27 protein-coding genes are annotated in these 25,654 nt (G+C 49.4%); 17 read left to right on the top strand and 10 right to left on the bottom strand.

Annotation, left to right across the window (positions count from 1 at the left end; genetic code table 11):
• Positions 1 to 40 precede the first annotated feature (40 nt).
• The 3 genes from ACOBQJ_RS01275 to ACOBQJ_RS01265 all read left to right on the top strand — a co-directional run bounded on the left by ACOBQJ_RS01275 (position 41) and on the right by ACOBQJ_RS01265 (position 2,806).
• Complete coding sequence (locus tag ACOBQJ_RS01275; RefSeq protein ID WP_421069894.1) at positions 41 to 253, top strand: hypothetical protein; 213 nt, start codon at positions 41 to 43, stop codon at positions 251 to 253.
• A gap of 351 nt (positions 254 to 604) precedes the next feature.
• Positions 605 to 1,417, top strand: coding sequence for a CAP domain-containing protein (locus ACOBQJ_RS01270; protein ID WP_421069893.1), 813 nt, complete (start codon positions 605 to 607; stop codon positions 1,415 to 1,417).
• A gap of 204 nt (positions 1,418 to 1,621) precedes the next feature.
• Entirely contained in the window at positions 1,622 to 2,806 is a 1,185-nt protein-coding gene (locus ACOBQJ_RS01265; protein ID WP_421069892.1) for an aminotransferase class V-fold PLP-dependent enzyme, read from the top strand.
• Positions 2,807 to 2,816: 10 nt separating this feature from the next.
• On the opposite strand, the gene cobO is transcribed toward ACOBQJ_RS01265, so the two are convergent.
• From cobO to ACOBQJ_RS01245, 4 genes are all read right to left on the bottom strand, one after another.
• Complete coding sequence (cobO, locus tag ACOBQJ_RS01260; RefSeq protein WP_421069891.1) at positions 2,817 to 3,359, bottom strand: cob(I)yrinic acid a,c-diamide adenosyltransferase; 543 nt, start codon at positions 3,357 to 3,359, stop codon at positions 2,817 to 2,819.
• Positions 3,360 to 3,602: 243 nt separating this feature from the next.
• Entirely contained in the window at positions 3,603 to 4,556 is a 954-nt protein-coding gene (locus tag ACOBQJ_RS01255) for an acyl-CoA dehydratase activase (protein WP_421070110.1), read from the bottom strand.
• Positions 4,557 to 4,572: 16 nt separating this feature from the next.
• The gene (locus tag ACOBQJ_RS01250) at positions 4,573 to 5,676 is read right to left on the bottom strand and encodes an acyl-CoA dehydratase activase-related protein (RefSeq protein WP_421069890.1); all 1,104 of its coding nucleotides are present in this window, start codon (positions 5,674 to 5,676) and stop codon (positions 4,573 to 4,575) included.
• A complete protein-coding gene (locus tag ACOBQJ_RS01245) occupies positions 5,664 to 6,659 on the bottom strand; it encodes an acyl-CoA dehydratase activase-related protein (RefSeq protein ID WP_421069889.1) in 996 nt (331 codons plus the stop codon). The genes ACOBQJ_RS01250 and ACOBQJ_RS01245 overlap by 13 nt, the downstream gene beginning before the upstream one ends.
• A 372-nt stretch (positions 6,660 to 7,031) precedes the next feature.
• Here ACOBQJ_RS01245 and ACOBQJ_RS01240 point away from each other — a divergent pair, with 372 nt between their 5' ends.
• Positions 7,032 to 7,574, top strand: coding sequence for an NUDIX domain-containing protein (locus ACOBQJ_RS01240; protein WP_421069888.1), 543 nt, complete (start codon positions 7,032 to 7,034; stop codon positions 7,572 to 7,574).
• 70 nt (positions 7,575 to 7,644) lie between these two features.
• Here ACOBQJ_RS01240 and minC read toward each other — a convergent pair whose 3' ends face one another.
• Entirely contained in the window at positions 7,645 to 8,298 is a 654-nt protein-coding gene (gene minC / locus ACOBQJ_RS01235; RefSeq protein WP_421069887.1) for a septum site-determining protein MinC, read from the bottom strand.
• Between the two features lie 218 nt (positions 8,299 to 8,516).
• On the opposite strand from minC, the gene galT reads away from it, so the two are divergent.
• The 7 genes from galT to mutT all read left to right on the top strand — a co-directional run bounded on the left by galT (position 8,517) and on the right by mutT (position 14,106).
• Positions 8,517 to 9,563 carry a galactose-1-phosphate uridylyltransferase gene (galT, locus tag ACOBQJ_RS01230; RefSeq protein ID WP_421069886.1) on the top strand — a complete coding sequence of 349 codons (1,047 nt, stop codon included), beginning with the start codon at positions 8,517 to 8,519 and terminating at the stop codon, positions 9,561 to 9,563.
• Positions 9,556 to 11,049, top strand: coding sequence for a glycogen synthase GlgA (glgA, locus tag ACOBQJ_RS01225; RefSeq protein ID WP_421069885.1), 1,494 nt, complete (start codon positions 9,556 to 9,558; stop codon positions 11,047 to 11,049). Before galT ends, glgA begins: the two co-directional genes overlap by 8 nt.
• A gap of 149 nt (positions 11,050 to 11,198) precedes the next feature.
• Positions 11,199 to 11,747 carry a DUF6630 family protein gene (locus tag ACOBQJ_RS01220; RefSeq protein ID WP_421069884.1) on the top strand — a complete coding sequence of 183 codons (549 nt, stop codon included), beginning with the start codon at positions 11,199 to 11,201 and terminating at the stop codon, positions 11,745 to 11,747.
• 77 nt (positions 11,748 to 11,824) lie between these two features.
• Positions 11,825 to 12,115, top strand: a complete 291-nt coding sequence (locus ACOBQJ_RS01215; RefSeq protein ID WP_421069883.1) for a hypothetical protein — start codon at positions 11,825 to 11,827, stop codon at positions 12,113 to 12,115.
• A gap of 62 nt (positions 12,116 to 12,177) precedes the next feature.
• Positions 12,178 to 12,858 carry a SanA/YdcF family protein gene (locus tag ACOBQJ_RS01210; protein ID WP_421069882.1) on the top strand — a complete coding sequence of 227 codons (681 nt, stop codon included), beginning with the start codon at positions 12,178 to 12,180 and terminating at the stop codon, positions 12,856 to 12,858.
• 40 nt (positions 12,859 to 12,898) lie between these two features.
• Positions 12,899 to 13,651, top strand: coding sequence for an acyl-[acyl-carrier-protein] thioesterase (locus ACOBQJ_RS01205; RefSeq protein ID WP_421069881.1), 753 nt, complete (start codon positions 12,899 to 12,901; stop codon positions 13,649 to 13,651).
• Between the two features lie 50 nt (positions 13,652 to 13,701).
• Entirely contained in the window at positions 13,702 to 14,106 is a 405-nt protein-coding gene (gene mutT / locus ACOBQJ_RS01200; RefSeq protein ID WP_421069880.1) for an 8-oxo-dGTP diphosphatase MutT, read from the top strand.
• Positions 14,107 to 14,375: 269 nt separating this feature from the next.
• Here the strand turns inward: mutT and ACOBQJ_RS01195 are convergent, their stop codons facing one another.
• Positions 14,376 to 15,623 carry a hypothetical protein gene (locus ACOBQJ_RS01195; protein ID WP_421069879.1) on the bottom strand — a complete coding sequence of 416 codons (1,248 nt, stop codon included), beginning with the start codon at positions 15,621 to 15,623 and terminating at the stop codon, positions 14,376 to 14,378.
• On the bottom strand, positions 15,624 to 16,028 hold the full coding sequence (locus tag ACOBQJ_RS01190) for an Asp23/Gls24 family envelope stress response protein (protein ID WP_421069878.1): 405 nt from the start codon (positions 16,026 to 16,028) through the stop codon (positions 15,624 to 15,626).
• Positions 16,029 to 16,184: 156 nt separating this feature from the next.
• Between ACOBQJ_RS01190 and ACOBQJ_RS01185 the strand changes: the two genes are divergently transcribed.
• Positions 16,185 to 17,060 carry an HpcH/HpaI aldolase/citrate lyase family protein gene (locus ACOBQJ_RS01185; RefSeq protein WP_421069877.1) on the top strand — a complete coding sequence of 292 codons (876 nt, stop codon included), beginning with the start codon at positions 16,185 to 16,187 and terminating at the stop codon, positions 17,058 to 17,060.
• 135 nt (positions 17,061 to 17,195) lie between these two features.
• Positions 17,196 to 17,603, top strand: a complete 408-nt coding sequence (locus ACOBQJ_RS01180) for a universal stress protein (RefSeq protein WP_421069876.1) — start codon at positions 17,196 to 17,198, stop codon at positions 17,601 to 17,603.
• A 3-nt stretch (positions 17,604 to 17,606) separates the two neighbouring features.
• Here ACOBQJ_RS01180 and ACOBQJ_RS01175 read toward each other — a convergent pair whose 3' ends face one another.
• The 3 genes from ACOBQJ_RS01175 to ACOBQJ_RS01165 all read right to left on the bottom strand — a co-directional run bounded on the left by ACOBQJ_RS01175 (position 17,607) and on the right by ACOBQJ_RS01165 (position 18,988).
• Complete coding sequence (locus ACOBQJ_RS01175; RefSeq protein ID WP_421069875.1) at positions 17,607 to 18,248, bottom strand: hypothetical protein; 642 nt, start codon at positions 18,246 to 18,248, stop codon at positions 17,607 to 17,609.
• 100 nt (positions 18,249 to 18,348) lie between these two features.
• Positions 18,349 to 18,543, bottom strand: a complete 195-nt coding sequence (locus tag ACOBQJ_RS01170) for a hypothetical protein (protein ID WP_421069874.1) — start codon at positions 18,541 to 18,543, stop codon at positions 18,349 to 18,351.
• Positions 18,544 to 18,637: 94 nt separating this feature from the next.
• Positions 18,638 to 18,988 carry a hypothetical protein gene (locus ACOBQJ_RS01165; protein WP_421069873.1) on the bottom strand — a complete coding sequence of 117 codons (351 nt, stop codon included), beginning with the start codon at positions 18,986 to 18,988 and terminating at the stop codon, positions 18,638 to 18,640.
• Positions 18,989 to 19,209: 221 nt separating this feature from the next.
• On the opposite strand from ACOBQJ_RS01165, the gene miaB reads away from it, so the two are divergent.
• The 4 genes from miaB to ACOBQJ_RS01145 all read left to right on the top strand — a co-directional run bounded on the left by miaB (position 19,210) and on the right by ACOBQJ_RS01145 (position 25,652).
• Entirely contained in the window at positions 19,210 to 20,532 is a 1,323-nt protein-coding gene (gene miaB, locus ACOBQJ_RS01160) for a tRNA (N6-isopentenyl adenosine(37)-C2)-methylthiotransferase MiaB (protein WP_421069872.1), read from the top strand.
• 77 nt (positions 20,533 to 20,609) lie between these two features.
• Positions 20,610 to 20,993: a YlbF family regulator gene (locus ACOBQJ_RS01155; RefSeq protein ID WP_421069871.1), complete on the top strand. Its 384-nt coding sequence runs from the start codon at positions 20,610 to 20,612 to the stop codon at positions 20,991 to 20,993.
• Positions 20,994 to 21,372: 379 nt separating this feature from the next.
• The gene (gene mutS / locus ACOBQJ_RS01150) at positions 21,373 to 23,949 is read left to right on the top strand and encodes a DNA mismatch repair protein MutS (RefSeq protein WP_421070109.1); all 2,577 of its coding nucleotides are present in this window, start codon (positions 21,373 to 21,375) and stop codon (positions 23,947 to 23,949) included.
• Between the two features lie 29 nt (positions 23,950 to 23,978).
• Entirely contained in the window at positions 23,979 to 25,652 is a 1,674-nt protein-coding gene (locus tag ACOBQJ_RS01145) for a hydantoinase/oxoprolinase family protein (protein ID WP_421069870.1), read from the top strand.
• Positions 25,653 to 25,654: the final 2 nt, after the last annotated feature.

The raw sequence follows: 25,654 nt of genomic DNA, 5'->3' as shown, positions 1-25,654 counted from the left end.
CTAATTCAATTAATCCATTAGAATACGGGGAGTAATTAGAGTGTATTTAATGAACCTTGTAGTGAACGGCCTGCAGAACAGTGAAAAAGCAAAAAAGCTAAAGGAAGTCATCATGAATATCGAGGGTGTCAGCAACGTGCAAATATTTCCTCCTGACAGGATGAAAATTTCTTACAACCCTTCCAAAGTATATCCAGGCAAGTTGAAAGCCGCGATGAGCTCGCTCGGCATATCCGCTTCACCTGGAGGATGAAGGCACTGCTAGCCCGGCGTGCCGGGCCTAATATGATCATATTGAACATTTATCCAAATCAGGGGTTATATTTACCACTTTGCTCTGATTTTGAAAATAAGCATTAATGCGGATGAATAGGATATCTCACTTTCCCTCATGCCCGTCTATGTTCCAGAGAAGGCTTTGTCAAAGCAGACGAGGATATATATAATTTCTCATTAGTACTAAAAAAAAGCCAAATTCCAGAAATAACATGCTCTGGAACGGGATGTTGAATAATCAATCAAATTTAATTTGCCGGAACGGATACATTAAGTTCCGGTTTGATTGATCGAACAGCCCGCAGGCAAAGGGAAAGGGGAAATGGATATGTCCAGAACCAGGCGCATAACGTATGTGATTATAACCTGCTTGTTAATGATTTCTTTCACGTTGACTGCCGCCAGCGCGGCTACTCCTGCAAACCCGTACCCGGTTGGCAGCCCTATGTACGCATATTATGATAAATACTACGGGGGAAGCGGTACAACACCTACTACACCTACAACACCTACAACACCTACTACACCTACAACGCCGACGACACCCACAGCTCCAACAACACCGACAACACCGGCTAAAACAACAAGCCCGCTGGGATCATACTGGAGCAAGTATTACGGCAGCAGCTACGGAAGATATACCGGTATACCTACGGCACCTACTACACCGACAACGCCTACTACACCGACAACGCCTACAACACCAACAACGCCGACAGCACCGACAACACCACCGGCCGACCAGGGGTCTTCGGTCTTGAGCGCGGATGAAAAACTTATGCTGGATCTGGTAAACCAGGAAAGGACAAAGGCGGGGCTTCAACCTTTTACTGTTGACGCCAAACTGGTTGAACTGGCAAGGATGAAAAGCCAGGACATGTATCAAAACAACTACTTCAGCCATACTTCTCCAACCTACGGCAGCGCGTTAGACATGGAGAAGAAAGCTGGTGTATCATACAGGGTTATGGGAGCGGAAAATATCGCCAAGGCTGCCACAACCCAGAGGGCACACGAGCTGTTTATGAGCAGCGAGGGACACAGGGCGAATATCATGAATTCCATGCATACCATAATCGGCATAGGTATAGTTAAAACTCCAAACGGGGTTGTGGTTACCCAGTTGTTCGCGGGAAAATAAAATAAATAAAAAAAGTTTGAGGGCACGAAAATGCCCTCAAACTTTTTTTATCTTGTAAGCCCATGGTGTTGAAACCAGCTGCTCCATGGCGGTTCATAGTTATTTTCTGGAAACTAAATTAAACGGGCTGAATAAAATAATTGTTAGCAAACAAGAATATAAATCTACAGTTAATGCAAGAATTATTTAATAGGGGGATGTCACTTGATTTATTTTGACAGCGCTGCCACCTCATGGCCCAAACCTCCTCAAGTCTGGCAGGCTATGGAACACTGTATAAAATTCGTAGGGGCCAACCCCGGCAGGTCGGGTCACCAGATGGCGGTTAAAGCGGGCAGGCTGGTTGACGAAGCACGGGAACTCCTTTCCCTGCTTTTTAATATAGCAAACCCGGACAGGATTGTATTCACCTTAAACGCCACCGAGTCTCTGAACCTGGCTATCAAGGGCCTGCTCAAGCCGGGTGACCACGTTGTAACCAGTTCCATGGAACACAACTCGGTTACCAGGCCTCTGCATGTGCTGCAGGGAAAGGGCGTCGATGTGTCCAAAGTCGCCTGCTCCGGTGACGGCGGGATCAAGGTGGCGGATATAGAAAACGCTTTTAAGCCGAATACCGCCGCGATAGTTATTACACATGCCTCCAACGTTACGGGTACATTGATGCCGGTTGCGGAAATAGGAAGGCTGGCAAAAAGAAAAAAGCTGAAGTTCATAGTAGACGCAGCCCAGACCGTCGGCGTTTTTAACATCGATGTGCCTTTTATGAATATAGATCTGCTGGCTTTCCCGGGACACAAGGGGCTCTTTGGCCCTACAGGCACAGGCGGCCTTTATATCTCTGAAGGTTTGGAGTTAACGACTTTAAAGGAAGGCGGTACCGGAAGCATGTCACATATTCCCGGACAGCCTGATGTTCTGCCGGAACGCTATGAAAGCGGCACCTTAAATTCTGTGGGGATATCAGGTCTGGCGGCGGGACTCAAATTTATAAGAGACGAAGGATCAGAGAAGATCAGGCAGCATGAAATGGGCCTCACGGGCCGGTTCCTGAAGGGAGCGGAAAAGATAAAAGGCCTTAAGGTTTACGGCCCGGCGGAATTATATGAGCGCGCGCCGGTGGTGTCCTTCAGCCTGGAAGGTAAAAACAGCGGGCAGGTGGGGACGGTGCTGGACCAGCAGTACAATATCGCCTGCAGGGCCGGCCTGCACTGCGCGCCGGACGCGCACAGGACGCTGGGGACTTTTGAAAAGAAGCTGGTACGGTTTAGTTTTTCATATTTCAACAAGGAGGAGGAAGTAGACTTTGCCATCCGCTCCCTGGCTGAAATAGCCGCCATACCTCCTGAGAAGTTTAACAAAAAAGACGATAAATCATGCGGGTGTTAGCCTTATAATATCAGAACTCGATTCCTTCCCGCGCTTCCACCCCGTGGTAAAAAGGGTGGTTTACCAGGGTAACGTCGCTCACCACATCGCCCAGTTCCATGATCTCCTTCGGGGCGTCGCGGCCGGTAAGGACCAGTTCCATTTCAGGCGGCCTGCTCTTTATCATTTCCACGACTTCGCCCAGGGGGATCAGCTTGTAGTCCAGGGCCACGTTTATTTCGTCAAGTATTACCATGTCATACTTGTTTTCTCTGATTACTTCTTTTGCAATTTCAAGGCCCCGGAGCGCAAGGTCAATATCGACCTGAGCCGGGTCCTCCTTGCTGACGAAGGTTTCCAAACCTGATTGCACAATGGTAAAATCGGGAAGATATTTTTCGGCGGCGATAATTTCGCCGTAATTTTTACTGCCTTTCATAAACTGCAGCATAAACACTTTGAAACCATGGCCTACCGCGCGCAAGGCCAGGCCCACCGCGGCGGTGGTTTTGCCCTTGCCGTTGCCTGTGTAAACATGGACCGCACCTTTTCTTTTCCCCTTATCCTCCGCCATCTTTATCTCCTCAATTCGAGTTACTTAATATTACTTTATGAATATTTCCTTTAAACGAATTGACAGGATTTACATGATTTTATTAAATATATACAAAAGATATTCTACTATTTCTTTACCAATTATTTATTAATGTTGTCCTGTAATACTTTTGCTAACAAGAATTTATTAATATAAATGTTTTATAATCCTGTTAATCTACTAAAAATCCAGTTAATCCTGTCGAAATGTTTTACTTGCTTTTTATTGTACAATATCCCATTTGGAGCAGCGTGAACCCCAGCGTCCGATAACCTTGTCCCCCTCGTAAATCTCCACGACCTCACACACGTTGGAGCAGCCGTCGCATTCAAAACTCCCTGTGCGGTAAGGAAGGCCTGCGATCTGAAAACCCTTAAAGCTTGTCTGCCTGTTCCGCACTTCTTCACGAGCCAGCTGGGCAGCTCCGATGGCGCCCATGATGTTAAAATGTTTCGGTATTAACACCGGCTCGCCCAGGGCTTTCTCAAAAGCCGCCTTTATTCCCACATTGGCGGCCACGCCTCCCTGGAATACGATGGGGGACAGTATTTCCTTGCCTTTACCTACATTATTGAGATAATTTCGCACCAAAGCTTCACACAGGCCGTTAATAATATCGGGGATCTGGTGTCCCATTTGCTGCTTGTGGATCATATCAGATTCCGCAAAAACGGTGCAGCGGCCGGCAATTCTCACCGGAACACTGGACTGGAGAGCCAGCTCGCCAAACTGAGTGATCGGGATGTTCAGACGCGCAGCCTGCTGGTCTAGAAAAGATCCCGTGCCTGCCGCGCAGACGGTATTCATGGCAAAATCAGTTACTATTCCGTCTCTTAAGACAATGATTTTTGAATCCTGGCCGCCTATTTCAAATACTGTCTGCACGTCGGGTACCATCGTGGAGGCGGCTACGGCATGGGCTGTAATTTCATTTTTTACCACGTCGGCGCCTACCATTATGCCGGCCAGGTAACGGCCGCTGCCCGTGCTGCCGACACCAGCTATTTCACAATCAGGCGGTATTGACTGCTCGGCTTTTTTCAGCCCTTCCTGGATTACCTGGATGGGCCTGCCTTTTGTGCGAAGGTAAAGGCCGGTAATAACATCACCAGCCTCGCTGAGAACAACGATGTTTATGCTGACCGATCCAACATCGAGGCCTAAATATGCTTTCATCATGTATCCTTCCTGTTTAACCTGTTAATGAACCTAGTTCATGTTTAAAGCGTTTTTTTCTCCTCATTAAATCAGTAAATGCTTCCAGCCTGGTGGACATACCTGCTTTGCCGGTCTGCTCATCCAGGAAGAAAGTCAGTACCGGTATGTCGTAGTCCCTGCTGACACGGGGAAGTATTGTGCGGGCGACAATTTCCGGTATGCATGTAAATGGGGCTATTTGGATCATACCGTCAAATCCCCGTTTGGCGCATAGTATGGTGTTGCCGATGGAATCACGCCCGTGGCCGCCCACCAACTCCGGCAAGTAGGGAGAAGCCGCATCTTTTACAGTCATCCCTTCGGTAGTCTCGGTCCAGGTGTTGTCCCTGGTCCAGCCGGTAAGGAACATGGACCTTTCCACTTCGACTCCCAAATAGCCCAGGGTTTCTTCCATTTCAAGGTTGCTCGCAGGCTCCAGCAGTACGTAAATCTCGCCGACTATGCCGACTTTCAACACATCCCTGTCTGAGTCCTGGGGCACCACGTGCAGCGCTTCCAGAGCGGCTGTCTCGGCTTCAATGATTTGATCGGTGGTGTTGGCCTGGTCGATCCATTCCAGTGCCTTGCGGTAAACTTTTGAAGTTGTCCCGCGGGCGATTTCCCTGGGCCTGACTATGTGGCTCAGCTTTTCAGCGTTATCAAGGGCCTGCAGTTTGCGCCAGGCTTTTTTAATAAGGGCGATGACGACCTTGATGGAATGCCGGTCTTTATTGAGGATCCATACGTTTCTGATAAAGTTTAGAGGCTGGCGGCGGGGGTGTTCAAAGACCACCATCTTCATATCATGCCCGAGGTCTTTTAAGATTTTTTGGTGCAGCATGGCATACTCACCGGCCCTGCATGGGCCCATGCCGCCCGAAGTGACGATGGTGTCCGCGCCCTTCTCCACGGTTTCCAGGTAAGTTCCCATCAGTATTTTCAGGGGGAAACAGGCAAATTCCGGGGAATACCTGACGCCAAGATCAAGAGTGCGTTTGCTGGGGCGGGGCGGTACCACCACTTCGTTGCCCAGGTCTTCCAGCAGCATTTTAAATGTTCGCCAGGACTCGCCCATCCTGGGAAATGTTAATTTTGACAAGCAAAGGCCTCCTTCCTGCGCCTGACCATATCCACGAATGCTTCCAGGCGCGTGGCCATTCCGGCTTCCCCGGTATGTTCGTCGATCATCAGGGTCATAAAGGGGATATCCCTGTGCTGCTTCGCTTCCAGTTCAATAAATTTATTTAATAATGAATCAGGACCGCAGCCGAAGGCGGTAAGGTGCAGGACCGCGTCAACCCGGTCATGCCTGAACAGATAATGAGCTGCTTTAAGAGCTTTATCGCTGAAAGTCCAGAACAGCCGTTTGGGCAGCCCGCAGTTTTTTTGTAAAGAAAGTAGAAGGGGGTTTATATTCTCCGCGGTTAAAACATTAACTCCCATTTTCTTTAATTTATCGAGTATATTGACGCTGATGAAGCTGTCATATATAGCGTAGGGGTATCCCAGGACAGCGAATCTGAGGTTCGCCTTAGGCGGCAGTACTAATTTTTTGTTATCGGGGTTTTTTATTAGTTCCATGGCTTCTATCGGGCTAAACCCTTTCATCAGCAGCAGGTTATAGCGGCGCAGAGCTGCCCTGGCCAGGCAGTATGCCCTGAGGACGGTATTCCTGCTGGCGCCGAAATAAGAACCGATTTCAAGATAGGCTTTGATCAGTGACAGCCGCCCCTGGCGGGTATCTATGCGCACATCGATGATAGGGGGGATGTCGTCAAGCGAATGGCGGATCATGTCCGGCAAACCTAAAAACTTCGGGCAGTATATTGTTTTTCCGTTCAGGCAAACTACGCGGGGAATAAAAAGGTAGTCGGCTTTGTCCTTCAGGTCCATTACATGGCCGAAGAAAAGCTTGATCGGAACGCAGGCGTCGGCCAGGGCCTCGCGCACGCCCTTATCCAGAATATTTTTAGTCGTCCTTCCTGATGTGACAACCTGGACCCCGATCTCGTTAAAGAAGGTCAGCCAGAAAGGGTAGTATATATAGTAAAGCAGGGCACTGGGAATGCCTATTCTTGCCAAACCGTCGCTCACCTCTTTATTAGTTAACTATACAAATTGAACTGTCGTCTTATGCCATAGAACTCTATTTATGGTTAAAATTCTATGCTCGTAAGGGAAAATCCTTTCAACAAAAACAACAAAAAAGTCCCTTATCTGAAGTCCAATAGTGTAATATTTTAAATACTATTCTCTAAAAGAGATTTCACCGGTGTTATTATATTTTTATTGATTTTAAAATTCAGATTGTTTACCTGAACTCAATATGCATTTTTAATGCTTACAAATTTAGGTATAATAAATAAGAACCTAGAGAAGATTGCAGGATATATTCCAGATATTAGAGAATAAATAATCTTTAATAGACTTTCGCAAAAATTTGGAGTGAACATTATGGCAGATTACAAGGAAAAAATGATATCGTCAAAAAAGATTTACGATGGCAGGATTATTAACCTCAGGGTCGATGAAGTAACCCTCCCGGACGGGAAAACATCAAAGCGCGAAATTGTAGAATACGCGGGAGCCGTCGCCGTTGTTCCCATAAACGAAAAAGGAGAGCTGCTCCTGGTAAGGCAGTATAGATATGCTGTGGGGGAAACCCTGCTGGAAATACCGGCGGGGAAGATAGAACCCGGGGAGGATTACGCGTCAAGCGCCGGGCGGGAACTGACCGAAGAAACAGGTTATGAAGCAGGGAACATGAAACACCTGATTAGCTTTTACAGCACTCCCGGGTTCACCAACGAACAAATTCACCTGTTCCTGGCTGCGGACCTTTCCCTGAAAAAACAAAATCTTGACGAGGACGAGTTTATCGATGTGGAAACCGTCAGCCTGAAACAGGCGACGGAGATGATTATGTCGGGCAAGATACGTGACGCCAAGTCGGTCGCCGGCATCCTGACCGCTCTAAAATTTTTGGAGGATAAATAAATTGCTTAATAACGAAACCCCGGTGCGAACCACCGGGGTTTTTTACGCAGTCTCCATGCCGCTTTTTAAATTAACGGCCGGGCACGTACTTTTCAAAGATAAAGTTCTGTCCGGACAGCTTCACGGTCTGACATTCATTTGTAATAGATTTTGAAATCTCCGAGCTGAGCCTCTTTTCTGCTATGCTGAGGGAAGTTGGGCTAAGCCTGCGGGCAATAACTTTCGCCGACCGGTTTCCTCCCGCCCCTGCATGTACCGTGCCGCGGCAGCTTCCCATTACAATAACATTTCCGCCTGATATTACCTCCGCACCTGCATTTACGTCTCCCAGTACAATTATATGGCTGTCATGGGTGACACTCTGACCTGACCGCAGCGAACGCCGCACCATTAACGCGGCTTCGCCTGTTTCCGGCCTGGCGGCGACACGGGCAACAACTTTGGGAGCAGGGGGTTCTTTATGCACAGGCCTTATAACCGCTACCTTGTCCGTATTTGGAATTAAACCGTACTGCCGGCAAATATTTTCTAGCTCGTCTTTTTGATTGACGGGTATTTCAACGGGACCCTGTGACAAAGAAAATTTCGCGCCTTTGAAAAAACCCCTGGCAGACTCCATCTTGCTCATAAGGGTTTTCCTGATTTCTTCATAATCCCGGTTTGGATTAAGTAAAATCAACAGCCCGTTCCTGGTCCCTTTAATGCTGACCAAATCGCTGCCCATAACGGCTACCCCTTTTTTACTGCATTTCATGTATTTGTTACATTCGATCAGATTTGACTTTTTCCTTCTTTAATTGAAAATAATCAGCAAAAGGTAACATTTAAACGAATAAAAATGAACATATTGCGGCACTCTCAATATAAGTTTATATTCGCACTGGAAAGCGCCGGCTACATATTATGGAAATATAACCAGGATATAAAGCAGGAGGTAAAGCAATGCCTGAATGGAGAAAGGATCCCATTGTCAACCGGTGGGTAATAATTGCCACTGAGAGAGGGAAACGCCCCAATGACTACAAAGAAATAAACGAAGGAAAACAGTCTCAGGAGTGCTTTTTTTGTGAAGGAAATGAAGAAAAAACACCCCCGGAAATAATTTCATACCGTGAAGAAGGCACTTCTAAAGACAAACCCGGTTGGTGGGTCAGGGTAGTACCCAACAAGTTTCCCGCCGTAAATATCCAGGGTGACCCTTACCGGCGGGACAGGGGTGTATACCAGTACATGGACGGTGTGGGCGCCCACGAGGTGATTATTGAATCCGAAAGACATATTACCGGTATGGATGAGCAGACAGAAAAACAGGTGGAAGAAATAATTTGGATCTGGCGTGACCGCTCGCTGGATTTAAGGAAAGACACCAGGCTGAAATATATCCAAATCTTTAAAAATACCGGCCGCGTGGCCGGCGCATCCCTTGAGCACACGCATTCCCAGCTTATCGCCACCCCGCTTGTCCCCGAGGACGTAAGGCGGGAAATTGAAGGGATGAGGGAATACGGTAACCGGCGCGGATCGTGCGTAATATGCGATATGATCAGGCAGGAAATTTCGGAGAAAGAAAGAGTTGTCATTGACAGCGGCCACTTTATTAGTTTCAGTCCTTTCGCCTCGCGTTTTCCCTTTGAAACCTGGATTGTACCGAAAGAACACCAGTATGATTTCACCCAGATAAGAGAAGATCAGGTGCGGGACCTAGCTTATGTTTTAAGGAATTCCCTCGGGAAATTGACATCACTGATAAGGAATATACCTTACAACGTGGTCCTGCACTCAGCGCCTGTAAACATGGGAGACGAACACCATTTCCACTGGCACCTGGAGATAATGCCCCGCCTGACCATAATGGCTGGTTTTGAGCTGGGCACCGGTTATTTTATCAACCCCACCCCGCCTGAAATAGCGGCACAGGCGCTTAGGGAAACCGAAGAAATATTTCCAATCGGACAAAGGTATGAAAGGGAGGTGCCCCAGTATGTTTGATCGGCCTTTAAAAATATTAGTGGTCTCCTCGGAGGTCGTTCCCTTTGCTAAAACGGGCGGACTGGCGGATGTCGCCGGCTCGCTGCCCAAAGCGCTGGCAGTGGTGGGCAACGATAACATGGGCAATGACGTCAGGGTGGCCATGCCCCGTTACCAGCAAATCGAGTCTGGAACTTACAGGATGGATTTCCCGGTTCCTTTTAAAAATAGAAATGAAACGGCAATAATCAGGGAAAGCAGTATAGAGTCGCAGTACCAGGGGGTGCATAAAACTATCCCGGTCTACCTGGTTGACAACCACCACTATTTTTACCGTGACCGGATGTATATGTATGACGACGAGGCTGAGCGCTTTACGTTTTTCTGCCGGGCAGTGCTGGAGATGCTTCCGAAACTGGACTGGCAGCCTGATGTAATCCACTGCAATGACTGGCAGTCCGGCCCCATTCCCTTATTTTTAAAAACACACTACCGGCAGGACCCTTTTTACAACAGGATAGCAACCGTTTTCACTGTCCACAACCTCCAATACCAGGGCAACTACCCCAAGGAAGTCCTGCAAGTCCTCGGGCTGGGTGACGAGTTCTACCACCCGGAAAGGTTGGAGTTCTACGGATCGGTAAGCTTTATGAAAGCAGGCATCGTGTACGCGGACGTTATAAATACCGTCAGCCGCACTTATGCCGCTGAAATCCAGCGGCCGGAGCTGGGAGAGCGGATGGACGGCCTGCTGAGGAAGAGGTCCAAAGACCTGTACGGTATTGTGAACGGGATTAACTACCACGAGTTTAATCCTAAAACTGACAACCGCATCCACCGCAACTATGACAGCGCCAACGTCACCCATAAAAAGGAAAACAAATTTGCCCTGCAGAAGGAATTGGGACTACCGGTAAGGGACATTCCGCTGATTGGCCTGATTTCCCGCCTGGTAGACCAGAAAGGCCTGGACTTGATTGCAGAGATAGTCGACCAGCTGATGTCGGAAGATATTCAGTTTGCGGTCCTGGGCAGCGGTGACAAATACTACGAGGATATGTTCGAAAGGATCAGAAGCCGCTTCCCGGAAAAAATGGGGCTGTACCTGGGCTTTAACGCCATTCTGGCGCAGCGGATTTACGCGGGCTCCGACATGTTCCTGATGCCTTCGCGATTTGAACCCTGCGGGCTCGGCCAGCTGATCAGCCTGCGCTACGGGACTATCCCAATAGTGAGGTTTACGGGAGGGCTGGCCGACACTGTCAATGAATACAACCCGGAAACTTCATCCGGGAACGGTTTTGGCTTCAGCGACTATTCCGGCAGAGAACTATTCAACGCCATCAAAAGGGCGCTGCGGCTTTACCGGGAGCAGCCTGGGCAGTGGGAAACCCTGGTCAGAAACGCCATGGAGCTGGATTTCTCCTGGGCGCGGTCAGGAGTGGAGTACCTCCAGCTGTACCAGCAGGCGATGAGCGCGCACCTGTCGCTGCAGAAAATTGCCTGATAATTTTAGATGAAAGATAAAAAGCCCGAAATATCGGGCTTTTTTCTATGCATAAGGTATCTGTACGCAGGTATTTTGCAGTTAAAGGTTGAATTATCCAACTATGCAGCCGTTATACAATTAAAGAGACTTAAACAGGGAGGTAAGTGATGAATACTGACAGAATGTTTCTTGAAAAATATTACAGGCTGGCAGAGCTCTTGACTTCAGGAGCGGAAGAGGTTGTCAATAAGGTTAAGTACTTTAGTGACAAGCCGGCGGAGTATTTGGACAGCGAGTATGGAGAGTACTGCTGCTACGAAGAGGACGACCTGGATGACCTGGCTGCCGACCCCGGCAACCTTCTTGGTTCATACCTGTGGGATATATTGTACGGCATACTTAACAGGGAGCATTTTATCTTTAGGCTGGACTGGAGGGCTTTTCACAAGGATATAGAATTCGCGGTAAATTCACTATTGGCCAGGAGGGGACTCCCTGCGGAAGATGCTTTACTGTCAGAGATAGACGGCAAAATGCCGACATGGGATGCGCTTAATATTATCGCGTCCAAACTGGAACCCGGCGGTTTGACGTTAGCATTCGCCGATGACGGTTCTGATTCTTTTCCTGTAGTAATCGTGCAAAACTATGATTTAGATGAGTTAAAGCGCGTTTCGGACGAAATCGGCCTGTCAATAAAAACTCATTTTGCTTAGCCCGTCAGACTCGGCAAACTAAATAATACACGCGTCGATACCCTTATATCTGGTGAAGCTTTCGGGAGGATTTAATTTTGCATTACAGCAGTAATTTAAAAAAAAGAAATATCAGGAACCATATCATCTATCCTTTAATCCTTACGGTCTTATTTTTTGTAAACGCCGCGACACCAGTCTATATCCTGGGCTGCCTGACACGTGGGTTGGTTGCGCTGTCTATCGCTCTGATCAGCGCTCTTGTGTCATTGTCTGCCGCTATCATGGGACTGAAGGGGAGATTGCGCGGAGATGAAAATTCCGGCTGGTGGGTGGTAAGTTCACTTATTTTATTAATACCTGTCGCCGCCCTTATTATAATGGCATGATGGTTAATTGTTCAGCTCGAAAGGCCTTCCAGGCATAAAAATTATTTAAAGGGTGCAGTGTTTTGAAGAATAGAATTAAAAGAGTCATGATTATTCTGAGCATTTTAGCCGCTGCCGCATCTTGCTTATTTTTACTGGTCGACCACTACGTTCAAAGGACCGGTTCCAGTTATATAATCAATCCGGGTGAGGCGCCGGAAAGCGACGCCATACTGGTTTTAGGCGCCTATGTTTTTCCGGACGGCACAGTATCGTTTATGTTAAATGACAGGCTGGATCAGGCTTATGAGTTATATAAACAAGGGAAAGCAGGCAAAATACTGGTCAGCGGCGACCACGGGCGCAAGAGTTACGACGAGGTCAACACCATGAAAAAGCACCTCATTGCAAAGGGTATTACGCCTAAAGACGTGTTTATGAACCATGCCGGCTTTAGCACGTACGAAAGTATTTACAGGGCCAGGGATATCTTTCAGGTGAAAAAGGTTATCATTGTAACCCAGGGATACCACCTGACGCGGGCAGTCTTTATTGCCAGGGAGATGGGGCTTGAGGCCTGCGGCGTGGCATCTGACCTGCATGACTACGGTGAAGTAATGACGATTTGCAAATTAAGGGAGACAGCAGCCAGGAACAAAGATTTCTTCATGGCCAGGTTCCTTAAACCCGAGCCCACCTTCCTGGGAGAGGTCATTCCTGTCAGCGGTGACGGCAGAGCCACCGACGACAACCTGCCAAAATGAAAACGATTGTTTTTATGATGGGGGAGTGGAACTAAAAAAAATGAGTACTTTTACGATCAACAACCGCGTCCACTATTACGAGATAAACAGCCAAAGGCTGGCGTCGCCGGTTACAGTCCTGAACTTTTTCGAAGAAGTCGCGGCCAGGCAGTCGGAGGAATGCGGGTACGGGCTCGGCAAACTGATGTCACAGGGCCAGATATGGATATTGACCAATTGGTCTATACAGATGGAGAGGTATCCCGGGTGGATGGAAGATGTGATCGTAGAGACAAAGGTCTGCAGCTTTGAAAGGTTCTACGCTTACCGGGAGTTCAAAATCAGGGATAAGAATAAAATGATTTTGGGTACCGCGGATTCCCGCTGGATTTTTTACGACCTCAAACGGAACCGGCCTGTTCGCGTACCGCCGGATATCGCCGTGGTTTTCGGAGTTGATGGGATGCAGGCCGCCGGCGGCAGATTCCCTGAAATTGAGTCCGCTGAATCTTGCGAACAAAAATTGGAGTTCATGGTCCGTTTGAGCGATATCGACATGTACAGGCATGTAAACAATACCAGGTACGTGGAGTGGATGCTGGAAGCGGTGCCTGTAGATGTACACCGCGAATACTTGCCAGTGAAAATAGAGGTTGCCTACAAGAAGGAAACTGTTTACGGCTCACGGGTCATTTCTTGCGCTGCTCAGAAACAGCGGGACGACGGCGGTATTGAATTTCTTCACCAGGTAACAGACAAAATAACCGGAGCAGAACTTGCCAGGGCGGCTACTCAATGGAAAAGGGTTGAATAATACTGTAGCGACAGCCGGACTAACAACAGAGAATTTCAGGAGATATGATAATGGAAGAAATAGCAGTTGCCGCGGCTGTAATCAGAAATAACGGTAAGGTACTTATTGCCCAGAGGCCGGAGTGCTCTCACATGGGGCTGAAATGGGAATTCCCCGGCGGCAAAATAGAACCGGGTGAGGATGCGGCCGCCTGTTTGAAGAGAGAGATCAGGGAAGAGCTTGATCTTGAGATTGAAGTAGGGCGGGAATTGATGGTGGTAGAGCACAAGTACCGGGACAGAAAGGTGATCATGCGCTGCCACTGGTGCCGGTACCTGCGGGGCGAAGCCAAAGCCCTGGAGTGCCGCAGTTTTAAATGGGTTAGCGCTGGTGAAATGAAAAGTTTCGATTTTGCGGAAGCCGACCGCCCGGTGGTGGATTTCTTATTAAAAAGTAATCTTAATGTGCAAGACTAATGTGGTTTATTCAGGTTGCAGACAAAGTCTCCATGGCGTTGAACCCGCTTGGCTATTTGGGTTGATGGACGTGCGTCGCGAGTCGTATGCATCGAAGGTATCTTGCTGTAGGGCGGGATTTATCCCGCCATTCCAATCGGGGACATTAATTGAGTCGTGGGTCGTGAGTCGTGATTATATCCTGCATTTCTTCAGGGTCTTAAAACCCTTTAAAAATGTCATGCATTCTCACGTCTCATGTCTCAATTCTCACGTCTCTTTTGCACGTCTCAAAAGGGCGGCAGGTTTCCGTCCGGGCCGAAGTCTATTTCATGCGGCGGCCCAAGTGTTTTTATATGCGGTGAGTCGGAAATTTCCTTGTGCAGGTTTTCTGTAACCAGCATTTCAGACAGGTGCAGGGTGTTGTGGATGCGCATCATCCTTACATCCTGCGGCGCAATACCGCTCAAACTTCTCAGCGCGGCCTTGAGCGCTTCCCGGTCATCGGGCAGGGTCATAGGCATCATGGCCCGCTGTATAAAAGTGCTGGTCAGAGCATTCAGGTAGGCGGACTCGCGGTCGAATTTGCAGGCCAGACGCAGCGTTGTGAAATCGGCCAAACCTATTCCGTAAGCGTTTCCGTGCGCCTGGGCAGCCACATCGAGGGCTATGATCCTCTTTATACTTGGGGTTTCAGGTTCAGGAGCGCCCTGGATCCTCAAACGGCCGATTACATTTGTATCCATGCCGGTGCCGCTGAAATTCTTGCCTATCTCGTCGACGATAAGGACGTCGATTTCCGCTGCCGGCAGCCCGGGTAAGTACCGGCGCGATTCAGACAAAAGATTTTTCTCCGTCTCAAAAAAATCTTCGGGTTTAACAGCCACGATTTTAGATGTCGCCTCATGGGCGTCTTCAACTATGGCCAGGCCTAGGACCACCGGGCAGGCTTTGAGCACGGCCATCCCGGCTTCGGCCACCGCCCTGGAAAGCAGGTTGGGATGGCTGCGGTGCAGTGAAGCGGCTCCGGCAGGGCCGCCCAGGCCTACCGCCAGCATTTTCAGCAGGCCGCTTTCAATGTCACCGTGAAATGAGGTATGGGGCTTGACCCGGTTGATTACAATAACAGCGTCACATGCAAGAGCACTGGTTGCGAGATAAATGTCACCATAAAAAGCACTGCCGATAACTACAGTCTCGGCAGAACAAATTACCTCGGCTCCGGTGGCATGCTCGGTTATGCCGAGTGAGCCAAGTAATTCAGCTTGTCCGACGGGATTGCCGCCACCGTGCGACCCCATCGCACCAAGTAAAACAGGCCGCCCTCCCAGAGACCTGATATGGCCGGCCAGCACACGCAATAACTCAGTAATGTTGGCAATGCCCCTGCTGCCGGCGGTAATGCCGACCAGCATGCCGGGCTTTATACTGTCCCGCAGGTTCGACTGCGACAAGACCCGGTTTAGCTCACCCGTTAAATCGGCCAGCCCCAGACTTGGAAAGGACTGCCCGATTTTTACCATACGCGGAAATTTCATTTACTTATTTAGACCGCCCGTTTCCTCCTTGTTCTCAGGGCCAAAAGACAGGCCCTGGATATTTACGTTGACGTTCACCACGTCCAGGCCGGTCATATTTTCAATGGCATTTTTAACGCTGTTTTGCAGCTCAAGCGCCACTTCGTGGATATTAACCCCGTAGTCGACAATAGCATTAATGTCGATAGTGGCTTCGGTATCGCTCACTTCGGCCTTGATTCCCTTGGACAGGTTTTTGCGGCCCAGCTTTTCGACCAGGTCACCGGCGATACCGCCGCTCATCCCGGCCACGCCTGCGACTTCCGCAGCGGCGAGCCCGGCTATGGTGGTCACTACTTCTTCAGATATTTTTATTGTACCCTGTCTGCTGCCCTTATCGGTTTTAGCGGCTTCATTATTTTCCATTAAAATTCCTCCCAGATATTACTAATCAAAATTATAACACTTGCCCGGCAAGGTTGTCCACTAAAAGGATTGCAAAGAATTACCGGCAAGAAAGGAAAAAGCACAACGGGGTAGAATATTCTGGTAAGATATTTTATGTGATGGGAGGTAAGTGCATTGTCTATTTATCGCACTATGTTGTTTGCTCCTGCCAATGATTTGCGCAAAGTGGGCAAGGCCCTGATGCTTAACGCGGACGGGACCGTGCTTGACTTGGAAGACGCGGTGGCAATAAGCGAGAAAGCTAACGCCAGGAATGCCTTAAAAGAGGCTTTGGACCTGCCCCGCAGGGGAGACGTGTTTATCCGGGTCAACAGCGTCCAAACCGAATTTATTTTGAGCGACCTGCTGGCGGCGGTAACAGAAGGTGTAAAGGGATTGGTAGTGGCCAAGTCTGAATCAGCTGAAGAAATACGGCAGGTCGACTGGCTGATCGGCAAAATAGAAAAAGAGCGTGGATTGCCGGAAGGGAGTATGGAAATAATACCCTTCATAGAAAGCGCGAATGCCATTGTCAACGCATTCAGCATCGCGTCTTCCAGCCCCAGGGTCAGCCGGATGTTCTTCGGTGGAGTGGACTATGTCCTTGACATAGGCACTACTTTTTCCAAGGAAGGCAGTGAAATATTTTACGCCCGCTCCCAGCTGGTGGTAGCGTCCCGCGCAGCCGGTATCGAGCCGCCTATCGACACGGTTTATCCTCATTTTAAAGATATCGAGGGACTGGTAGCCGATGCTAAATTGGTGCGCCAGATGGGGTTCCAGGGCAAGTTGGCCATACACCCCGGGCAGATAGATCCTTTAAACGAAGTGTTCACGCCGACACCTGAAGAGATGGCCTGGGCGCAAAAAATTGTAACAGTATTTGACGATTTGGAATCCAAAGGCCAGGCGATATTTCAGGTGGACGGGAAAATGATCGAGTACCCGATAGCAAACCGCGCCAGGCGCATCATAGCCCTGGCTGACCAGATAGCAAAAAAATCAGTGTGAGGTTTCAAGAGCCTGTCAGGCAAATTTATAAATAAAAAAAACCTGTCACGGGAAAATATAAAAAAATCCTGTCACTGTTTGCAGCAGCCAAACGGGACTGTTTAAAGCCAATCCAATTAACCAGGGGGACTTTGTATGCTTAAGAGCAGAGTATTATTGCCGAGCGATGGTTCCGACACGTCGCTGAAAGCGGCCGCTTATGCTTCCAGGCTCATGAAAACAAACCCGGATTTAAAACTGTCTGTGCTGGTAGTTGTTCCTGAAAGCAGTGGCTTTATGGAAATTGACAGGGCTATGGAAGAAAAGGGCAAAGAAATAATGGATAGAACACTGCAGGGATTCATAAAAGAAGGCCTTGAGGTGGAAAGGTATATTGAAAAAGGAGACCCCGCCACGGTTATTATTAATTATGCCGAGCGGGGCGGTTACGACCATATTATTATGGGCAGCAGGGGCGCCAGCGAACTGCGCGGCGCCGCCATCGGCAGTGTCAGCCATAAAGTGATCCACCTGGCCAACTGCCGGGTAACTCTCGTCAAGTAAAGTTTAATCCGAAATCTTTCGTATATAGAGTACTACGAAGGGCAGTATTGAGAAAAATTCTTCCTTACCGAATTCAATCAGCCAGATCATGTGGTGTTTAAGCCTTGCCCAGGAAGGTTTGGGCCTTAGCAGTTCGTCCCTTAAAGCAATCAGGTTGAGCCTCGCCTCTTTTAAGAGCGCGGGGTCTTTTATTTTGGACAGAATTTCATAAACCGCGTGGTCGAGAGGGGAAGCGTCACCGGTCTTTGAGATCTCCTCTGAATACACGTCGCTCTCCGGGGGCAAACCGAATTCGTTTGTGCCTTCGGATGCCTTATGCCCGGGGCCATGGGTGCGCACATCAAGGTCTTTGATCAGGTTCTCCAGGTATTCCTTTTTGCAGCTCAGTATTTCCAGAAAATCTTCTCTCCTCTGGTGTTCCGAATAAGTATCGAATACGGAAAAGCAACCGCCGCGCCCGGCCTGTTCAAACCCGTGGCGCTGCCTGGAATCATTTCCATAAATACGGTCAATTATTTTAGCGGTAAAGTTTTCCCAGAAGGAATACTCCAGACCATAAGGCACTTTCGTGCCAATATTGTCGATATCTTTTAACTGCATTTCAATCAGTTGTTTAGCTGCGCCAAGATCTTCGATCTGAGACAATGTTTTCGCCTCCTCCACGGCAGTATATCTCACGGCAAACTCAATTATAAAGCATTATAACATAAAAAAGAAGTTTCCCGGTTGTAAGCCGGGAAAACCTCTAAAAAAGTTTGTCGCACCTCTGCTGTGCTTCTTTCAGCAGAGTCCCTGTTTTATAACAGAGATCTCTCAGGCGTTTCTTTTCTTCGTGGCCCTGTTCCGGAAGCTTGTCCAGGACAGAACCCATTTCCACCATGCATTCCTGGGCGTTTCTGATTGAATTTTGAATCTCAGCTTTAACCCCGGTGTCTACCATGGAATTTCACCTCCCGTTAATCCATAATGAAAGTATTTTATACACGGGAGGTATTTATACACGTTAATTTATGAATATAGATATAAATTCCCTGTTATTTGCGGATTTCGAGAATAACCGGACCTTTTACAACCAATTCCACCCTGTCGCCAATTTTAAGGTCATTGCCAATTTTCAGGCCGGCCTGTCCGTTATAGACGCCCGTGCTGGTCCGGAATGAAAGCTCAAAATAGGTGGGGAGCCGCTTCAGGCCTATACACGTGCCGGATATGTTACTGGTGGGTGTCAACACCGAAAATTTTAAGAACCTGTAACCCGCCAGTGTGGCTATGACAAGGAGTATTATTATACCGGACAGCCTTAAGTTTTCATCTTCCAGGATAGAGCCTGTGACCGATATCACCAACCCGGCCAGCACGGCTATCCCTGTAAGCTTCTGCAGCATATATGAACTCCTCCTGTCGCAAGTTTCAAATAACATAAAATGAATGGTATCGCTGCTCAATAACTATTTATATATTTCTGCAAAAAAAGGATTATTTCCTATTAAAGAATAATTAAATTTATTTAGCTGTTGACAGCCTGCCCGCGAAGGTAAGGTATGTTTGCATATGGATGATTAAACCATTATAATGGTTTTAATCTTGTCGAAAAGGCGGTTGCTTTTTGAAATCATATCATATTATTACCTTCGGCTGCCAGATGAATGAGCATGATTCAGAGGTCCTGGCGGGCATGCTTGAGGCCGTCGGCTATACTCCCGCTGATTCGGCCGACGCGGCGTCGGTAATCCTGTTAAATACCTGCTGTGTGCGGGAAACCGCCGAAAATAAGGTATTCTCGCTGTTGGGGCGGCTTCGCCGGCAGAAACTTGAAAATCCTGATTTAATAATTGGAGTCTGCGGCTGCATGCCTCAGCAGGAAAACATGGCCGCCCGGATAGCACAGCTTTTCTCACATGTCGACATGGTCTTTGGTACTCATAATGCGCACCAGCTGCCTGAATTGCTCAACCGGGTCTCTGAAAGCAGAAAAACTGTACAGGAGATATGGACCGGCTCCAGGGGCGTATATGAAGGGCATCCCGTTAAAAGGAAAGAAGGTGTGCGTGCCTGGGTAACAATAACATACGGGTGTAATAATTTTTGCACATATTGCATTGTACCTTTTGTGAGAGGGAGGGAGAGAAGCCGTAATAAGGAAGATATCATATCTGAAGTAGCCGGGCTGGCCGGTGAGGGCTACAAAGAGATAGTACTGCTGGGCCAGAATGTCAACTCCTACGGAAAAGACCTGGGGGGTAATCAAGATTTTGCGTCGCTGCTGCAGTGCTTGGAAGGTGTAAACGGTATTGAGAGGATCCGTTACATGACCTCCCATCCCAGGGACTTTAACGAAAAGCTGATCAAGACCATAGCAGGCTCGAAAAAGGTCTGCGAGCATTTTCACCTGCCGGTGCAGGCGGGCAGCAGCAGAATTTTAAAAATTATGAACAGGGGCTATACCAGGGAAAATTATCTTGGTTTGATAGAAAAGATAAGGACTTTCGTGCCTCAGGCCAATATAACGACCGACATCATGGTCGGTTTCCCCGGAGAAGATGAAGATGATTTCAGCGACACCATGGACCTGGTCAGGCAGGCCCGTTTTGACAGCGCGTACACATTCATATACAATACCAGGCCCGGAACGCCGGCTGCTGAAATGGAGGGACAGGTCCCTGAAGAAGTAAAAAAGGACAGGATACAGGCTTTAATCAAACTGCAAAATAAAATCAGCCTGGAGAAAAACATGGAGGAGGTCGGCCGGCGCCAGGAGGTACTGGTGGAAGGTGAAAGCAGGAAGGAAGCCGGCCTGCTGCTCGGCAGGAACAGGGGCAATAAAATAGTTATGTTTGCGGGCGGCGGGGACCTGAGGGGAGAAATAGTCAAAGTGAGAATTACCGGAGCTCAACTGGCGCACCTTTCAGGCGAGATTGTTGAGACGTGAGATACACGTGATAATCGAGGACCCGATGACTGAATTAGGAAAGAAATAATAATTTAAATAACAGGGGGCTAAGAATAATGTCTATCATAGAAAAAGCACAGGATCTGGGCAGGGCGCTTGCGGAATCAAAGGAACTGAACACCATGAGAGAAGCGGAAAAGATGATGATGGAAAACGATGAAGCTAGAGGCTCTATTGCCCAGTTTGACGAAAAGCAAAGGGCTTATCAGATGATCCAGGCCCAGGGCGAGCAGTTGACTGAAGGACAGGTTAAAGAACTTGAGGAACTGGAATTCAAAATGCTCAACAACCCGTATGTCTATAACTTTTTTAAGGCCCAGCAGGAGTTTCAGGGCATCCTGGAGTCAATAAACAATATCATCGGCGAAGCCATAGGCGTCAAACAGCAGGGCTGCGGCTGCGAAGACCAGTCCTGCGGCTGCGACGGCAGCTGCGGTTAAAAACCAAGAACGGGGACATTACATGAGTCGTGGGTAGTGAGACGTTGGACGTGGGTTTTACGCATTCCTTTTGGGTCTTTAACCCTTAAGATCTGTCTTGCATTCTCACGTCTCAGGTCTCATATCTCACGTCTCATTTGGTGTGTCCCCATTCCGCTGTCATAGTATGTCTGTTAAGACACGAGTCTGCTGACACATGCGAAATGAAGATATATTTTGAAACCCTGCGAACTAATATGCTCCCCTTAAAGTAGACAGTGAAAAAGATAAACTGTCATTTAAGGGGGGAGCATATCACACTGCGCGGGGTTTTTCTTTTGGTTTAGAATGCCATATGTTATAATGTTCTCCAGGAGGGATCCCGGTGAGTTTTACCCCAATGATCAGGCAATATCTTGAGATTAAAAAACAATATCCGGACGCCATCCTTTTTTTTCGGCTGGGTGATTTTTACGAGATGTTTTTTGACGACGCCCTGTCGGCGTCAAGAGATCTTGAGATAACCCTTACCGGCAGGGACGGGGGGCTGAAGGAACGCATACCCATGTGCGGTGTGCCGTATCACGCCGCTGACGGCTATATCGCCAGGCTGGTCAGCCGGGGCCGCCATGTGGCGATCTGTGAGCAGGTGGAGGACCCGGCGGCGGCAAAAGGCATTGTCAGGCGGGAAGTGACCCGGGTAATCACGCCGGGCACGGTGATGGAAGGAAACCTCCTGGAGGAGAGGAGGAACAACTACCTGGCCTGCGCCGCACGCGGCGGCAACGGCTACGGCCTGGCTGTCACAGATGTGACTACCGGGACTTTTATGGTAAGTTCTCTGACAGGACAAAAAGCAGGCGTTGAACTGGCAGATGAACTGAACAGGTTAATGCCGGCGGAACTGGTTGTGCCGCTTTCGCTGGTTAAAAGCTTTCCGGAGACTCTGAGGTTAAAAGGGAATATTCTGGTCAGCGGCTACAGGGACGAAGCCTTTAATTTGTCTGCCGCTGAAAGTGCGCTGGAAGAGCAGTTTGGACCAGGCGCTTTTTTAAAGACTAATATTTCAGATCCTGAAATAGCGGCCTGCGCCGCCGGCGCGCTGGCAAGCTTCCTGAAAGACACCCAGAAAAGAAGCATGGCCCATATCAACAGGATCCAGTTTTATCTGCCCGGCAGGTATATGACCCTGGACGCGCCGACGAGGAGAAACCTGGAGCTGTCCAGGTCAATGTCTGACAACACGAAAAAGTTTACGCTGCTTTCGGTCCTGGATAATACGGTCACCTCTATGGGCGGCAGGATGCTGAGGAACTGGCTCGAACAGCCGCTGCTGAAAAAGGCGGAAATCATCGCACGGCTGGACGCGGTCGAAGAACTGGCCAAGAATGCTTTTTTCCGCAAGGAGCTAAAAGAAGAGCTGAAGAAAATTTATGACCTGGAGAGGCTGGCGGGTAGAATTGCGTTTGGCGCGGCTAACGCCCGCGATTTAATCGCGCTGAAAAAATCGTTATTATGTCTCCCGGCGCTCAAGGAACTGCTGGGACAAGCGTTATGCAGCCTTTTAAAAGAAAAGGGCGCGGCCATTGACGCGATGGAAGACACCGCGGACCTTTTAGACCGGGCCATTGATGACGATCCGCCGCTGTCACTGCGGGACGGTGGAATTATCAAAACCGGTTATAACCCGGATGTGGACAGGTACCGCTCAGCCGGGAAGGAAGCCAGGTCGATGCTGGCAGGGCTGGAAGAGAGGGAGCGCCTCCGCACCGGCATAAAGTCCCTCAAAGTCGGCTTCAACAAGGTATTTGGATATTACATAGAAATAACCAGGTCAAATCTTGACCACGTGCCGGAGGACTACACCCGCCGGCAGACTCTCGCCAATGCGGAAAGATATATCACGCCGGAGCTCAAGGAGTATGAAGACCTTGTCTTGGGAGCGCAGGACCGGCTGCTGCACCTGGAATATAAAATTTTTAACGATATCCGGGAGCAGCTTACGGCGCAGATCCGGCGAGTCCAGGCCACCGCGTCAGCCGTGGCCGGGGTCGACGCGCTGTACTCCCTGGCGGAAGCGGCATCCCAAAATAATTACGTGCGGCCGGAAATACTAGAAGACGGGCGGCTGTTGATCAGGGACGGCAGGCACCCGGTCCTGGAAAGGGCTATGGGGCCGGGACAGTACGTGCCCAACGACACCGATATGGATTATGAGGAAAAAAGGCTGCTGTTGATTACCGGCCCGAATATGGCGGGCAAGAGCACCTATATGCGCCAGGTGGCCATAATCGTGTTAATGGCGCAGACCGGCAGCTTCGTGCCTGCTTCCAGGGCGGAAATTTCACTGGTCGACCGCATATTCACCAGGATCGGGGCCTCGGACGACATCGCCGGCGGGCAGAGCACCTTTATGGTGGAAATGAATGAATGCCGTGCCATTGTAGCGGGAGCGACCGAAAAAAGCCTGATCGTTTTGGACGAAGTCGGGCGGGGCACCAGTACATATGACGGGATCAGCATTGCCAGGGCGCTGGCTGAATACATCCATCACAAAATTAAGGCCAAGACCCTCTTCTCAACACATTACCTGGAGCTCACCGACCTGGACAGGGAGCCGGGGGTCGTCAATATGAACGTGGCGGTAAAAGAAGAGGGCGAACAGGTTGTATTCCTGAGAAAAGTGCTGCCCGGCAGAGCGGACCGGAGCTACGGCATCTATGTGGCAAAACTGGCCGGTCTGCCGGCTGAAATTATAGGCCGTTCCGCGAATATATTGAAATTATTGGAAAACTCCTCCGAGACGCCTTCTCAGGTCGCGGCAGCTTCCGATAACGGCTGCGACAGGGGCGGCGAAACAGAAAATGAAGTTATTAAAGAGCTGCGCCACCTGGATATTTTAAGCATGACACCGCTGGAGGCTATCAACAAACTGTACCTTCTGCAGAAAAAAATAGGTGACGGCAGTTTGCAGTAAGGGTTTTAGTTACCGATGGGGGGAAAGATATGTTTGTCGGCATAGACGTGGGAGGTACGTATACGGACGCCGTGCTCCTGGAAAACAACCGGGTGCGGGCAATTGCCAAGGTCCCTACCAGGGCGGACCTGATAGACTCGTTAACTGAGGCTGTCGACACTATCATAAAGGACGCGGACAAAAAAAAGGTCAAAAGGATCGTTTTCAGCACCACGATTATTACTAACCTGATCGCGGAGCGAAAATACCAGGACGTAGACCTCTTAATTATCCCCGGCCCCGGCCTGAGCCACGATTTCTATAGAAATATGCCTTACGCGCATATCATCCCCGGCGCTATAGATTACCGCGGCAGGGAAATACTTTCGTTGAAAGAGCAGGAAATCGAAACGGCACTGCGCGAGATCGCCGCTAAAGGCGCCAAGAAGGTCGGTGTGGTCGGTAAATTTTCCCCCCGCAACACTTCTCATGAAAAACAGGTGGCGGAAATAATCCATAATAAATATCCCGGGTGGCAGGTTGAGCTGGGTTCGAAGATCGGCAGCCAGCTGAACTTTCCCAGGAGAGTGGTAACAACATATCTTACCTGCGCTACCCGCGAGCCCTACCATTATTTTATCGATTCCGTACGCCAGGCCCTGAACTCACGTGAAATCAACGCTGACGTTTATATTTTAAAGGCTGACGGCGGTACCGCCCCGCTCAAGAGGTCCGAGGAATTCCCAGTTGAAACAATTTTTTCCGGGCCTGCCGCCAGCACCCTTGGTGTACAGGCGCTTACCGGCCCCGGTGAAACGGCGGTGGTCGTGGACATAGGGGGTACAACCACCGACCTGGCGCTGATTCTAAGCGGCCAGCCCCTGCTGTCCGCAAAAGGCGCCCGGGTGATGGAGCAGCTGACTCAGGTGAGGACCCTGGCTGTCAAATCCGTTGCTATAGGCGGCGACAGCGTTTTAAGCCGGACGGGAAACGATATTAATATCCACAGCCAGAGGAAAGGCCAGGCATACTGCCTGGGCGGTCCCGCGCCAACACCGACCGATGCCCTGCGGGTGATGGGCCTGACTGACCTGGGAGACAGGGTGAAAGCGGCTGAAGCCATGGCACTTTTAGGCGAGGGATTGAACATATCCGCGGAAGAGGTTGCGGGCCGTGTTGTTACCAGGGTTGTGGACAGCATTACCGCTGAAATAAAAAGAATGTTTATAGAATGGGAGCAGGAGCCTGCCTACCGGGTTTGGGAGATACTGCATAAACACACGGTAAAACCGACAATTGTCGCGGGAGTGGGCGGGGGGGCCGCCGGGTTCTCGGCGCGGATAGCGGAGAAACTGGGCTGCCGTTCCGTTATACCCAAATACGCGTCTGTGGCAAACGCTATCGGCGCGGCGCTGGCCAAACCGACGCTCCAGGTAAATCTCAGGGCAGACACCGAACAAGGTTACTACATAATACAGGAAGAAGGACGCCAGGAAAAAATCAACGACCGGCAGTTTAACATAAATAAAGCGCTGGAAATGGCAAAAGACAGCCTGGTGAAACGGGCGTTAAAATACGGGTTGGAACTGCCGGCTGGTGAAATTGAAGTCACCCGCCAGGAAGTGTTCAATATGATCAGAGGCTGGGATACAACCGGCAGGCTTTATGACATCACGGTTCAGACACCAAGGGGAATTATGGCCAGAATCGGTGCTGGGGAGTGATT

Source organism: Pelotomaculum propionicicum (genome assembly GCF_048984525.1).
Lineage (GTDB): Bacteria > Bacillota > Desulfotomaculia > Desulfotomaculales > Pelotomaculaceae > Syntrophopropionicum > Syntrophopropionicum propionicicum_A.
This window is presented reverse-complemented; position numbering and strand designations above follow the sequence as displayed.